Below are 15,933 nucleotides of genomic sequence, written 5' to 3'. Positions count from 1 at the left end.
CACCGAACAACTTTACCATCAGCAGATAACGATCAATATCGCACCCTGTTCCGGCAATATCACTGACATTACAACGCTTCTGCCTCACAATTTATTGCCAACGCCCTGCTTAAGGTTTTAGCCAAAATCGTTTTATTTTCACTATCTTCCATCAAACTAAAATGGTCACCCGGTACAGAAGTGAGTTGTAGCGAAGAATCGGGCACTATTTGTTCCCAACCTAACGATGGCTCGATATTTAAGGACTGTAGTGCAACATCAGTAACGAAAGGTATCTGTGGATAAGATTCCATTGCATAGAATTGATGTAGCTTTATCGCTAATGCTTGTGGTTCATAATCTTTGACCATTTGTACATAATTTCCCATCTGTTCCCACCGTTTTGCAATTAAGTCAGGACGCAGATTTGACGGATACAATTCCAGTTCCTGCGCGGCTGCAATAAATTGCACCAAGTCCAGTTCATCCATTTTCTGGTGCAACGCCTCAATCTTCTGGGGATGTTCATCCACTGATTGCCTTGCCAATTCCGCAAGGAATTGAAGTTTCGGTTGAACAACACGCGTCTTGAAGCGGTGAGGCGCTGGCGTGTCAATCAAACCTAAGAAATTCACCGTTTCACCCGCATTCAGAAGCTGCTGAGCAATGGCATAAGCTAATACGCCACCAGAAGAGTAACCATATATTCGGTACGGCCCTTGCTGTTGAACCGCCTTCATAAAGGTGATCATTCTGGTAGCTAGTGCCTCAATAGTCGATGCTGGTTCTTCATTAATCGACGGCCAAGGTAACGCATAAATCGGGTAATCCGACTGTATATGCTGAGCCAGTCCGAAAACATAGGAATAATCATCCATCCCGCTAGGAACAAAGAATAGCGGCGGTTGAGTTCCGTCAGGTCGCACCGGTATCGCACTTCGTTGCGATGGAGATAGCGATTCTGATGTGATTTCTGCTACCAGTTCAGCCAACACAGGGAATTGGAACAGATTATTCAATGTGCAAATCAAACCTCGCTCCGCAGCAAGGTTTATCATCCGCATAGCAAGCAGCGAATGTCCACCCAGCGTAAAGAAATTGTCGTATCGGCCTATCTGCTTAACCCCCAGTAACTTACTCCAGACATCTGCCAGCACGATTTCAACTTCACCTCGCGGCGCTTCATAGATTTGACGAGCAAAAGCAGTCTGATCAGGCACGGGTAACGCCCGGCGATCCAACTTGCCGTTAGGTGTTAAAGGGAATGCATCCAGACGCACAAAAGCTGTCGGCACCATGTAGTCAGGCAACAGCGTTCTCAGGTGACTATGTAAATGGGTTGCCAATCCGTTATCTGCTTCTGCCACCACATAAGCAACCAGCCGTTTGTCCTGTCCATCACCCTGAGCCAAAACAATAGCCTCACGCACCGCAGGATATTCAGTCAACCGGGCTTCGATTTCACCCGGTTCAATCCGGAAACCGCGAATTTTCACTTGCTGATCGTTACGGCCCACAAACACCAGATTGCCATCCGGTAAGTAACGTGCCAAATCGCCAGTTCGGTACATGCGGGCATCCGGTATGTCACTAAACGGATCAGTCAGGAAACGTTCCGCAGTCAAGTCAGAGCGATTGAGATAACCACGCGCCACACCGATACCACCGAGATACAATTCCCCCACCGCTCCCAGCGGTACTGGCTGGCCGTAAGTGTCCAACAAATAAACACAGGTGTTGGCTGTTGGGCGTCCAATCGGGATTAATGCCTCGGTATAATCAGACGGGCAACGCCAGGTAGTGGCGCACACGGTAATTTCTGTCGGACCATAAGCATTGAACAAGGTTGCTCGACTACGCAGCGCCTGAAGCAGCGCTGTACCCGGTGCTTCACCACCTAATATCAAGGTCGGTTTGATAGTTATCTCCGGTAAATCAGCACCATCCCGCAGCAGAGCCGGTGTCAGACAAGCGTGAGTCACCGCCTGTTGCTCCAGATAATGCCAGAGACGGAGTGGGTCCTGACGAACGGTATCGGCAGGAATGTCCAGCGTGGCACCACCGCACAACGCCATCATGATTTCCCAGACGCTGGCATCGAAACCAAATGAGGCAAACTGCAACATCCGACTATTGGCACGAATACCAAATTGGGTGATTTTATCCCGGATGAGGTTAACCAACCCGCGATGTTCAACCATCACCCCTTTTGGTGTGCCCGTCGAGCCAGAAGTGTAAATCACATAGGCCAGATGCCGCGAGGTTAGCGTAGGGACTTGCGGGTTGTTGTCTGGCTGGTCAGGCAGAGTATTCGGATCAAGTACAGTGAGTTCTGCAAGCGCTTGTTCGCCCAATGCAACACGTCCAATATTATCCGCCAGTACCACTGACGGGGCCGCATCATTCAGCATATAAGCCAGACGATCGCCCGGATAAGTTGGGTCTAACGGCACATAGGCTCCACCAGCCTTTAGCACCGCAAGCAATCCTACCACTCTTGCTGATGAACGGGTCACACAAATTGCCACCCGCTGATCCGGTGTTATCCCCAATGCGATTAATTGATAGGCCAATCGGTTAGCACAGGCATTCAATTGCGCATAGCTGAGGGTTTGTTCTTCATACACCAGCGCCGTCGCATCCGGTTTTTTCTCCGCCTGCTGTTCAAACAGTTGATGAATACATAATTGGTCAGGACACGTGATTTCCGTCGCATTCCAAGTTTTCAGCAACAAATTCCTCTCTGCTACTGGCAAAATTTCCAGCGCCCTAACTGGCGTTTCCGGGGCTTGTTCAAGTGCCGCCACCAAACTTTCCAGCGCCTGTTGCATATAGCCGCACACACGTTCCGCATCAAATGGCTGGGCAATTTGAGCTGTCAGTCCCAACGATTCACCAAAATCTTCTACTGACAGGGTAAACGGGTAGTTGGTCCGCTCCTTCGCACCAAGGAATTCAACACCATTCATAATTTCATTCGAAGCCGCCAGCAATGCATTATGCCGATAGTTCAACAGGGTGCTAAAAAGTGGGGTTCCACCTTGTACACCACTGCAACGCTGGGCCAGTGCCAGTGATGCATGTTCATGCTCCAATAATCCAGCCAACCGACTATGAGCGGCCTGTACACTATCTCGAACCGAAGTATCATTTATGTTCAATCGTAGCGGTAGGGTATTGATAAACAGTCCCATGCCGCTATCAGCCCCTTCACCTGCCGCCATGCGCCCAAACAGCACGGTGCCGAACACCACCTGTTCCTGTCCGCTGGTACGCGATAATACTTGTGCCCAAGCCAGATGACATAAAGCCGCCAGACTGACGCCAAGACGCCGGGCCTGACCACGTAAGCGGCCATTCAGCTCAGCTGTCAGCATCCGGTGTGATTCGGTTATCTGCGAACCATCATGACGTACCTCCGTCAATCCGAATGGCAGCGTGGGTTCGTCCACCCCAGCCAACATGTCGGTAAAGAAGCGAGTGTGTTCTTCCTGACTCATCCCCAACCGGGCCTGAGCCACCAGATTGCGGAAAGGTGCCGGAGCCGGCAGGTTATTCTCCTGCCCAGCGAGATACACCCGAACTTCGCTGTCCATCACATCCAGCGCTGTATGGTCACCAATCAGGTGGTGCATCAGTTGCAATACAATCCAGCGGCCATCAGTCTCTTGCGCTACCACAAAGCGTAAAAGCGGAGCCTGACTTAAATCAATACGATACTGACGTGGATCAAAAAGTTGGGCTAACTGATCGCTGATCGGCCCATCAGTCGGATTCAACGCCAGTTCAGTCACTTGCAATTGAGCCTGACGATAGACCACTTGAGCCGGAACAGAGATTCCTTCCCAAATAAAGGCCGTGCGCAGGATATCATGGCGATCAACCACCTTTTGAACCGCAATCAGGTAACGATCCAACAAAGCGCGGTCAGCAAAGGCCATTTGCCCCGCCAACAGATACGGGTCACCCTCATTTGCTAGTAAATGGTGGAACAAAATGCCGTCCTGTAACGGCGACAAGGCATAGATATCCTGAATATTGGTGATCCCGCCCGGCACTTGCTCGACAATGTGATCAATTTCTGACTGGGTGAGATCAATCAGCGGTAATATCTCCGGCGTCAACGCTGTCGTGGCCGACGTAATAACATTAGCAGGAACGACCTTAGCCTGATTCCGCTTCAAGGTTTGAGCCAGTTCAGATAACACCGGAAATTGAAACAGATCACGCACTGCCAGCGACAATCCAACGTTACGCAGACGTTCAACCATCCGCACCGCGAGTAATGAATGACCGCCCAGAGCAAAGAAGCTGTCGTGCCGGCTGATCTGCTCAATCCCCAATAATTCACGCCAAATAGTCGCCAGTGTCGTTTCGGTCTCCCCTTGCGGCGCGGCATAAATCTGACGGGCAAAATCATTATGATCAGGCTCCGGCAATGCCCGGCGATCCAGCTTGCCGTTAGGCGTTAGCGGGAATGCATCCAAGCGTACAAAGGCTGCGGGTACCATGTAATCAGGTAAAACTATGCTTAAGTGAGTACGCAAGCGGTTAACTAACTCGTCATTCTCTGTTGCTACTACATAGGCAACCAGACGTTTTTCTTGTCCATCCCCGAATGCCAATACCAGCGCTTCGCATACTGCTGGATGTTCTGTCAGACGGGCTTCAATTTCACCCGGTTCAATCCGGAAACCACGGATTTTAATCTGCTGATCATTACGACCAACAAACACCAGATTGCCGTCCGGCAGATAGCGAACCAAATCCCCGGTTCGGTACATCCGTGCATCAGCTGCATCACTAAATGGATCAGTCAGGAAACGTTCATCAGTTAGTTCAGGACGATTGAGATAACCACGCGCCACACCCACACCACCAATGTACAATTCACCTACTGCTCCCAGTGGTACCGGTTGGCCATAGTCATCCAACAGATAAACACGCGTATTGGCTGTCGGACGCCCAATCGGAATAGCCCCTTCTATATAGTTTGCAGGACAGCGCCAGGCAGTGGCACAAACGGTTATCTCGGTCGGACCATAGGCATTGAACAACGTTGCCCGACCACACAGCGCCTGAAGCAGCGTCACGCTGGGCGCTTCGCCACCCAGTATCAATGTTGGTTTTATCGTCATCACTGGCAAATCAGCCCCATCCCGGAGCAGAGCCGGTGTCAGGCAAGCGTGGGTCACTGTCTGTTCTTCCAGATAACGCCAGAGATTACTCGGATCTTGACGCACTGCGTCAGCAGGAATAGCCAAACTTGCACCACCCCCTAACACCATCATGATTTCCCAGACACTGGCATCAAAACCAAATGAAGCAAACTGTAACACCCGGCTATTGGGGTGAATATCGAACTGAGCGATTTTATCTTGGATAAGATTGACTAACCCACGATGCTCAACCATTACTCCTTTCGGTGTGCCAGTAGAACCCGAGGTGTAAATCACATAGGCCAGATGACGAGCAGTCAATGCGGATACCTGTGGGTTGCTGTCCAACTGATCAGGTAGCAAATTCGGATCAAGTACCATTAATCCCGAAAGCATCGGGTCATCTAACGCGGTACGTCCAACATGATCCGCCAGCAAAATAACCGGCTCCGCATCGGTCAAAATATGTGACAAACGTTCGCCCGGATAAGCTGGGTCCAACGGCACATAAGCGCCACCCGCTTTCAACACGGCCAATAATCCCACTACGCGCGCCGGAGAGCTGGCTACACAAATCGCCACTCGCTGATCGGGTGATACGCCTAATTCAATAAGCTGATGTGCTAACCGGTTAGCACGTGAGTTCAATTCGGCATAGCTGAGAGTTTGGTTGTCATAGATCAGCGCCGTCGCATCGGGGTTTCTCTCCACTTGCTGCTCAAACAGTTGATGAATGCACAATTGGTCAGGATATGATGCTTCGGTTGCATTCCAAGTTTTCAGCAACAATGTACGTTCAGTTTCAGGCAAGATTTCCAGCGTCTGTACCGGCGTTTCTCCGGCCTGTTCAAGCGCACCCACCAGACTTTCTAACGCCTGTTGCATATAACCGCATATCCGTTCTGGATCAAACGGCTGTACCACCTGAGCCGTTAGCCCCAGATCGGAACCGCCATCCTCTACCGACAAGACAAACGGGTAGTTAGTCCGCTCCTGAGCGCCCAAGAATTCAATTCCGCTCATGATTTCATCTGGCGTCACTGGCTGCGTATTATGCCGATAGTTCAACAGCGCATTGAAAAGCGGTGTACCACTGGCTACTCCGCTGCAACGTTGAGCTAGCGCCAAAGAGGCGTGTTCATGCTCCAACAATCCAGCCAATCGGGTATGTGCGGTGCGGACGCTGTCTCGCACCGGGGTATCATCCATATCCAGCCGCAACGGTAACGTATTGATAAACAATCCCATACCGCTATCAGAACCTTCACCTGCCTGCATACGTCCAAACAATACGGTGCCGAACACCACTTGCGCCTGCCCGCTGGTACGCGACAATACCTGTGCCCAAGCCAAATGACACAAAGCCGCCACACTGACGCCCAAACGCCGAGCCTGATCACGTAAGCGATCATTCAGCCCAGCAGTTAGCATTCGATGCGACTCCACCACTTGGGTACCGTCATGGTGTATTTCCGTCAGCCCGAATGGCAGTGTTGGTTCATCCACTTCAGATAACATGTCGGTAAAGAAACGAGTATGCTCTTCCTGACTGATCCCAAACCGGGCCTGAGCCACCAAATTGCGGAAAGGAACCGGCGCAGGCAAGCTGTCTTGCTGTCCGGTAAGATATGCCTGCACTTCGCTGTTCATCACTTCCAGCGTGGTATGATCACCAATTAAGTGATGCAGCAATTGCAGTAGAATCCAGCGACCATCGGGCTGCTGCGCGACCACAAAACGCAGCAACGGCACCTGACTCAAGTCGATACGATGCCGACGTGGGTCAAAACGTTGGGACAGTTGATCACTGATAAGCCCGTCAGCCGGATCAAGTGTCAACTCAATCACAGATAAAGGGGCCTGACGGCAGACCACTTGAGCCGGAACGGACAATCCCTGCCAAACAAAAGCCGTGCGCAGAATATCATGGCGGTCAACAACCTGCTGAACGGCTGCCAGATAACGGTCCAGCAACTGCCTGTCGGCAAAAGCTTGTTGGGTGATTAGCAGATAAGGGTCGCCCTCGTTTGCCAGCAAATGGTGGAACAAGATGCCATCCTGTAACGGTGATAAGGCATAGATATCCTGAATGTTGGTTATTCCTCCCGGCACCTGCTCAACGATGCGGTCAATTTCAGGCTGAGTCAAATCAATCAACGGTAACATCGCCGGCGTCAGTACAACCGTATCCAGTGTAATGCTGTTGTCAGGCACCCTGATTTCACGATGTTGCTCTAAGGACTGAGCCAGTACACTCAATGTCGGATACTGGAATAGTGCCTGTACTGATACTCCCAGTCCGATACGTCGCAAACGTTCAATCATTCTCACCGCAAGCAACGAGTGACCACCCAAGGCAAAAAAGCTGTCATGCCGGCTGATTTGCTCAACTTCCAGTAATTCGCTCCAGATAGTCGCCAAGGCTGTCTCAATTTCTCCTTGCGGTGCCTGATAAACCTGACGAGCAAGGGCATTCTGATCAGGTACTGGCAGAGCCCGACGATCCAATTTGCCATTCGGCGTCAGCGGGAAGGCATCCAGACGCACAAAGGCTGCTGGCACCATATAGTCAGGCAAAATTGCACTTAGATGTTCACGCAACCTCATTGCCAACCCATCGTCTGCTTCTGCTACTACATAGGCAACTAATCGCTTATCCTGCCCATCACCCAATGCCAATACCAGCGCTTCACTCACCGCTGGGTATTCGGTCAGCCGGGCCTCAATTTCTCCCGGCTCAATGCGGAAACCACGGATTTTAACCTGCTGGTCATTACGGCCCACAAACACTAAATTGCCATCCGGCAAGTAACGGGCCAAATCCCCAGTTCGGTACATCTGTGCACCTGTTTTATTACTGAACGGATCAGTCAGGAAACGTTCAGCCGTTAATTCTGGGCGATTGAGGTAACCACGTGCCACTCCCGCACCACCAATATATAACTCACCGACCGCTCCCAACGGTACCGGCTGACCGTGTTTATCCAACAGGTAGAGTCGTTTATTGGCCGTTGGGCGCCCAATCGGCGTTAACCGCCCCATATAGTCTGGCGGGCAATCCCAGGTGGTAGCACAAACGGTTGTTTCCGTTGGTCCATAAGCATTGAACAGATCAGCTTGGTTACACAATGCTTGAAACAGTGTCAAACCAGGCGCTTCTCCGGCAAATATTATCGTGGGCCTGATGGTTATCGCCGGTAAACCAGTACCATCATGGAACATAGCCGGTGTCAGACAAGCATGCGTCACGGTCTGTTCTTCCAGATAATGCCACAGGCGACCTGGGTCCTGACGGACTGTCTCAGTAGGTATAACCAAGATGGCCCCACTGCTCAACGCCATCATGATTTCCCAGACACTGGCATCGAAACCAAATGAGGCAAATTGCAACATCCGACTGGCCGCATCAACGTTAAATTGCGCGTTCTGAGTCAATGTCAGGTTAACCACACCATGATGTTCAACCATTACCCCTTTCGGCCTGCCGGTAGAGCCAGACGTATAAATCACATACGCCAGATGCCGGGAAGTCAGCTCAGGTACCTGTGGGTTGCTGTCCGGCTGATCTGGCTGGATATTCGGATCAAGCACCGTCAGCGTTGCCATCACCTCTTCCGACAACGCTGTTTGTCCGGCATTATCCGCCAACAAAATAGCCGGGGCTGCATCAGTGAGCATATAAGTCAGACGTTCACCGGGATGAGTTGGGTCCAACGGCACATAAGCGCCTCCCGCTTTCAATACGGCTAACAAACCGACTACCCGGGCAAGTGAGCGTGCCGCACAAATCGCTACCCGATGATCCGGTTTTACTCCGAGTACAATAAGCTGATGAGCCAGCCGATTAGCGCGAGCATTGAGTTCCGCATAGCTCAGCGTCTGATTTTCATATTTCACCGCTATGGCATCTGGGGTTTTCTCTGCTTGTTGTTCAAATAATTGGTGAACACACAACTGTTCAGGATACGGCTCTTCGGTCGCATTCCAGCTTTCCAGCAATAACGTCCGCTCAGTGGATGACAAAATATCAACAGCGGTGACACATTGCTGAGGATTGCTCACCATTGCTCGCAATATGGCCTGCAAATAACCAACCTGTCTTTCAATCGTTTTTGGGTCGAACAACGCAGCAGAATAGGTTAATTCCCCCATCACTTCGCCATCCTTCTCCGCCAATTCCAGTTGCAGATCGAATTCAGAGATACCGTATTCCTGACCCATCGGCGTCACTGACAATCCTGGCAGTTGCCATTCCGCAGTTTCCTCTTCCTGCCAGGTAAACATGACTTGAAACAACGGTGTATGTTCTGTGCTACGTGGCGGTTGTACGATCTCAACAACTTGTTCAAAGGGCAGATCTTGATGATCTTGTGCTGCCAGCGTCGTTTGTCGCACACGTTGGAGCAGCGTTATCATATCCGGCATACCTGATAAATCGATGCGCAACGCCAATGTATTGATAAAGAACCCAATTAGCGACTCAATTTCCCGCCGGTTACGATTGGTACTCGGTATGCCGATCACCAGATCATCCTGTCCGGACAGACGCGACAACAATGCAGCCCAGGCGGTCAACAGTGTCATAAACAGTGTCGTGCCATGTTGTTGTCCCAGATGTTTCAGAGCTTGTACCAACGAGGCATCAAAATGCACGGGTATCCGGCCTCCGGTAAATGACTGCTGGGATGGTCGTGGTCGATCGATCGGCAATTCAAGCAATACCGGCGCATCTGCCAAAACACGGAGCCAGTAATCACGCTGAGTCTGTAGCCCTTCACCTGAGAAGGTTTTCCGTTGCCAGGCAGCATAATCAGGATATTGAATCATTAATGGCGGTAATGGATCAGGCTGTTGACCCAAACACGCGGCGTAAAGTGCGCTCAGTTCTGATTTCAATATCCTTACAGACCAGCCATCAGAAACAATATGATGCTGGGTCAGCAAAAATACATAATCATCGTTCGCCAGCTGTACCAGAGCGGAACGGATTAACGGCCCACGAGCCAAATCAAACGGCATTTCAGCTTCTTGTTCACACAGGTATTTAAGCTGTTCATCCACGTCAGACGCTTTACGCAGATCATATTTTTTCACCGGCAGACCCAATTCCGCCGGCAATAGCTCAACCTGAGGTTGCCCATTAACAGTGATGAAGACCGAACGTAAAGCTTCGTGGCGGGCAAACAGGCTATTCAGCGCCTGCTGCCAAGCATTGATGTCAAGCTGACCACGCAAACGCAGTGCTAAGGGAATATGATAGGTATCACTAACACCCTCAAACTGGGCCAAGAACCACAGACGCTGTTGAGCAAATGACAACGGTAGCTCGCCGTCATGGGGTGTCGGTGCGATAGCGGGCAACACATGACTCTGTTCACTAAGCCGTGTACTCACAGCCTCAGCAAAAGCCATCAAAGAGGATGATTGAAATAATGTGGTTAGCGGCAGCTGGACCCCGAAATCAGCCACGCGGTTCATTACTCGTACCGCCAGCAACGAATGGCCGCCCAGTGCAAAGAAATCGTCATGCCGGCTGATTTGCTCAATCTCCAGCAACTCACTCCAGATAGCTGCCAAGGCAACTTCAATCTCCCCTTGCGGTGCTGCATAGAGCTGACGGGCGAAGGCGTTCTCCCCCGGCACCGGTAATGCCTGACGATCCAGCTTGCCGTTCGGCGTCAGCGGAAATGCATCCAAACGCACAAAAGCGGCTGGCACCATATAATCAGGCAAGATGGTACTCAGGTAAGCACGCAAACTGTTCACCAATCCATCATCCGCTTCAGCCACGACATACGCCACTAAACGCTTAGCCAGTCCGTCACCCAACGCCAATACCAACGCTTCACGGATTGCAGGATGCGCTGTCAATTGAGCTTCGATTTCTCCCGGCTCAATCCGGAAACCGCGAATTTTAATCTGCTGATCATTACGGCCTACAAACACCAAATTGCCATCTGGTAGGTAGCGAACCAAATCGCCAGTGCGGTACATCCGCGCATTGGCAACCTCACTAAATGGATCGGTAAGGAAACGTTCGTTTGTCAGATCAGGCAGATTGAGATAGCCACGCGCGACACCCGCTCCACCAATATATAACTCGCCTACGGCTCCCAACGGCACTGGCTGACCATGAGCATCCAGTAGATAAACCTGTGTATTAACCGTCGGACGCCCGATAGGAACCAACATATCCTCATAATCTGACGGACACCGCCAGGCGGTGGCACAAACCGTTATTTCTGTCGGGCCATAAGCGTTGAATAATATTGCCCGGCTGCTCAGTGTCTGGAGCAATGCGGTACTGGGAGCTTCTCCGCCCAGTATCAAGGTGGGTTTTATTGCTATCATCGGTAAATCAGTACCATCCCGAAGCAGGGCCGGTGTCAGGCAAGCATGCGTCACCGTCTGTTCTTCCAGATAACGCCAGAGGCTACGCGAATCCTGACGAACCGTGTCGTCAGGAATGGCCAAACTAGCCCCTCCACCGAGGGTCATCATGATTTCCCAAACACTGGCATCAAAGCCAAATGAAGCGAACTGCAACATCCGACTCTCAGCACAAATATTAAACTGAGTGATTTTGTCTCGAATAAGATTGACCAACCCACGATGTTCAACCATTACCCCCTTCGGTGTGCCGGTCGAACCAGAAGTGTAAATCACATACGCCAAATGGCGGGAGGTCAACGCAGGTACCTGTGGATTGTTAACCGGATGGTCTAGCAGAGTATTTGGATCAAGGACGATCAGCCCTGAAACCACTTTCTCACCTAATGCCGCACGTCCAGCATTATCTGCCAGCAAAATAGCCGGTGTTGCATCAGCCAAAATATGTAACAAGCGCTCACCGGGATAAGCTGGGTCCAAAGGCACATAAGCTCCCCCCGCCTTCAGTACCGCCAACACCCCGATCACCCGCGCCGGTGAACTTGCCAGACAAATCGCTACCCGCTGCTCTGGTGTTACACCCAGAGCAATCAGTTGATGAGCCAACCGGTTAGCACGGGCATTCAGTTCCGCATAACTGAGAGTTTGTTCTTCATACACCAGTGCTGTTGCTTCAGGATTTTTTTCCGCCTGTTGTTCAAATAACTGATGGATACACAACGAATCAGGATAGGAGACTTCGTTTGCATTCCACGTTTTCAGCAATAAAGTACGTTCAGTTTCAGGCAAAATGTTCAGTGTCCGGACTGGCGTTTCCGGCGCCTGTTCAAGCGTATCAGCCAGACTTGCCAGCGCCTGTTGCATATAACCGCATATCCGTGCTGGATCAAACGGTTGTACCACTTGAGCTGTCAGTCCCAGAGTTGCGCCTCCGTCTTCTACCGACAGTACAAACGGGTAGTTGGTACTCTCCTGTTCCCCAAGGAATTCAATTCCGCTCATCATTTCATGCGGAGTTATTGGCTGTTCATTATGCCGGTAGTTCAATAGGGCACTAAAAAGCGGCGTACCGCTGGCAACCCCACTGCAACGCTGGGCCAGCGCCAATGAGGCATACTCATGATCCAGCAATCCGGCCAACCGGCTATGTGCTACTCTGACACTCTCCTGCACCGGAGTTTCATCCATATCCAGCCGCAACGGCAAGGTATTGATAAACAGCCCCATTCCACTGTCAGCCCCTTCTCCCACGGCCATACGCCCAAACAGGACTGTGCCAAATACCACTTTCTCTTGACCACTGGTACGCGACAGAACCTGTGCCCAAGCCAGATGACATAAGGCAGCCAGACTGACGCCGAGACGTCGAGCCTGACCACGCAAGCGATCATTCAGGATTGGTGATAGCAACTGATGCGATTGTGTCACCTGTGAGCCATCACGATGCACTTCGCTGAGTCCAAATGGTAGTGTCGGCTCATCCACTTCCGCCAACATGTCAGTAAAGAAACGAGAATACGCTTCCTGATCCCCTCCCAATCGAGCCTGAGCCACCAGATTACGAAAAGGGACTGGAGCGGGCAGTTTATCCCCCAGACCGGCAAAGTATGCTTGAACTTCCCGGTGCATCACTTCCATCGTCGTATGATCGCCAATGAGATGATGCTGCAATTGCAGGGCTACCCAGCGGCCATCTGTTTCCTGTGCCACGACAAAGCGCAACAATGGTGCCTGACTCAGGTCAAGACGATATCGACGCGGGTCAAAACGTTGTGACAATTGCTCACTGACTGAGCCGTCAGCCGGGTCCAGCATCAGTTCGGTCACTGATAATTGCGCTTGACGCCAAACCACCTGAGCCGGAACGGATAATCCTTCCCAGATAAAAGCAGTACGCAGGATATCATGGCGGTCAACCACCTGTTGAACCGCCGCCAGATAACGATCCAGCAAAGTCCGGTCAGCAAAGGTCATCGGATAGATCAGCAGATAGGGATCACCTTTATTTGCCAGCAGATGGTGGAACAGGATACCGTCCTGCAACGGCGACAAGGCATAGATATCCTGAATATTAGCGATTCCGCCCGGCACTTGTCCGACCATGCGGTCAACGTCAGGCTGAGTCAAATCAATTAGCGGGAACATCTCTGGTGTCAACGTCGTAGTCGCTGGCGTAATAACATTAGGCGGCAACACGAAAGACTGATGGTGCTCCAATGTTTGGGCAAGTTCCAACAGTACCGGCGACTGGAACAGGTTACGTGCCGCCAGCGTTAACCCAAGCTGACGCAAACGTTCAATCATTCGCACACCTAGCAGTGAATGGCCGCCCAATGCAAAGAAACTGTCATGGCGGCTAATCTGCTCAATCCCCAGTAATTCACGCCAAAGAGTTGCCAGTACAGTTTCCATTTCCCCTTGTGGCGCGGCATAAACTTGACGGGCAAAGGCTTCTTTCCCCGGTGCCGGCAACGCTCGGCGATCCAATTTGCCGTTTGAGGTTAACGGGAACTCATCCAAACACACAAAAGCCACCGGTATCATGTAATCAGGTAACCGGGCATTTAGATGATCACGCAGACTGGCAGCTAATTGGTCATCCGCTTGCGCCAACACATAGGCAACCAGATGTTTGTCCTGCCCCTCTCCTAACGCCAGCACAACCACTTCACGCACCGCAGGGTATTCTACCAACCGGCTCTCAATTTCCCCCAGTTCAATCCGAAAGCCGCGAATTTTGACCTGCTGGTCATTACGGCCAAGGAACGCCAGATTGCCGTCCGGCAAGTAACGAGCCAAATCTCCAGTGCGATACATTCTCGCATCCGGTGAATCACTAAATGGGTCGGTCAGGAAACGTTCAGCCGTCAGCTCAGGCCGATTAAGATAACCACAAGCCACCCCATCCCCACCCACATAAATCTCACCAATCTCTCCTAAAGGTACCGGCTGTCCCTCAGCGTCCAGCAAATAGACTCGCGTATTAGCGATCGGCTGACCAATAGGGATATTGGTTGTTCCCTCCGGTAACGGTTCAATACGGTATGTCGTGGTAAAGGTAGTGCCCTCCGTCGGGCCATAGGCATTTAATAACTGTTGTGGCGGACTGTGGCGCAGTACTTGAGCAATAACATGCGGATCGAGGACATCTCCTCCGACTAACAGAATTCTAAGCTGAGGCAACACCGGGGACAGTTCCGTTGCCAGCCGGTTAAACAACCCGACACTCAGCCACAGAATAGTAATGTGATGTTGTTGTAATACTTGCACAAAATCTGGCGGGGTCAGTAAGGTGAGGTGGTCGATAACCACCAGCGCAGCACCATTAAGCAAAGGTGCCCAAACTTCAAACGTGCTGGCATCAAACGCAGGATTAGCGGCGAAGGCAATCCGGTCATCCTGCCCAATTTCAGCATAACCATTATTAATGACCAGTCGGACAACGGCTCGGTGAGGCACTACCACACCTTTTGGCATGCCAGTCGAACCAGAGGTGTACATGATATACGCGGCTTGGGTACTGGAACACGGTAAGTCAGGATTGAGATAATCTTCCTCCCTGCCGGTAGTTATCTCATCAGACAAACGAAAGAGCGGAACAGCCAGGTCAGTTGGAACATCAAACAGCATATCGGTAAGCAATAACTTAGCTGAGCAATCGCTTATCAGCCAATTCTTTCGTTCGTCCGGTACGCTGGGGTCTATAGGCATGTAAACAGCACCAACCTTAAGGATAGCCAACTGTGCCACCACCAAGGCAATGGATCGTTCTAACAGAATTGCAATATGGTCATTCGGCAGAATTCCTTGTTCAATCAGGCGATGAGCCAACCAATTAGCCTTAGCATTCAGCTCCGCGTAGCTAAGGATTTGTTCTCCCGCTATCAACGCCGTAGCTGCCGGGGTTTTCGCTGCTTGTTGTTCAAACAACTGATGAAGACACAACTGGTCAGGATAAGGTGTTTTAGTCGCGTTCCAAGTTTCCAGTAACCGTGTGCGTTCAGCTTCAAGGGTACTTCCCTTTCTCACGATGCTCTCTTTCATTTACTTACTACCTCAACGAATCTGTTAGATATTTGAAAACTGTTATTCCCAGCAACCATCACAAATGTTTTTCTTTTACTTTTAGGAGAAATAGCAACGAGCAAGCCAGACATCGAAAGATGCTCAAGCAATATTTTCCCTCAGGCGCTGGATGTCATATTCCGGTTAATAGCCGCATAATTAACAATTCTGCAACGATAATTTTCCTAACCGCGGAATAAACAGTTCATCTGGTTAACCGAAAAAAGTACTCCATTTTTGTTTCTGTTTTTTAGATAAGCGTCTTTAATCTGCTGCAATTTTTTATTTGCCGACGCTAAACTCCATAACTAAATAAAAATGGATCTATTGGCTATATATA

General features: G+C 50.8%; 1 protein-coding gene. It reads right to left on the bottom strand.

Going from position 1 to position 15,933, the window contains the following annotated elements; translation table 11 throughout:
• Positions 1–68 precede the first annotated feature (68 nt).
• A complete protein-coding gene (locus BDD30_RS22350; RefSeq protein WP_015835189.1) occupies positions 69–15,572 on the bottom strand; it encodes a non-ribosomal peptide synthetase in 15,504 nt (5,167 codons plus the stop codon).
• Between the last annotated feature and the right edge of the window lie 361 nt (positions 15,573–15,933).

The organism is Photorhabdus asymbiotica (assembly GCF_003634575.1).
GTDB lineage: Bacteria > Pseudomonadota > Gammaproteobacteria > Enterobacterales > Enterobacteriaceae > Photorhabdus > Photorhabdus asymbiotica.
Note: the sequence above shows the minus strand (reverse complement) of the source record. Positions and strands in the feature narration are given on the sequence as shown.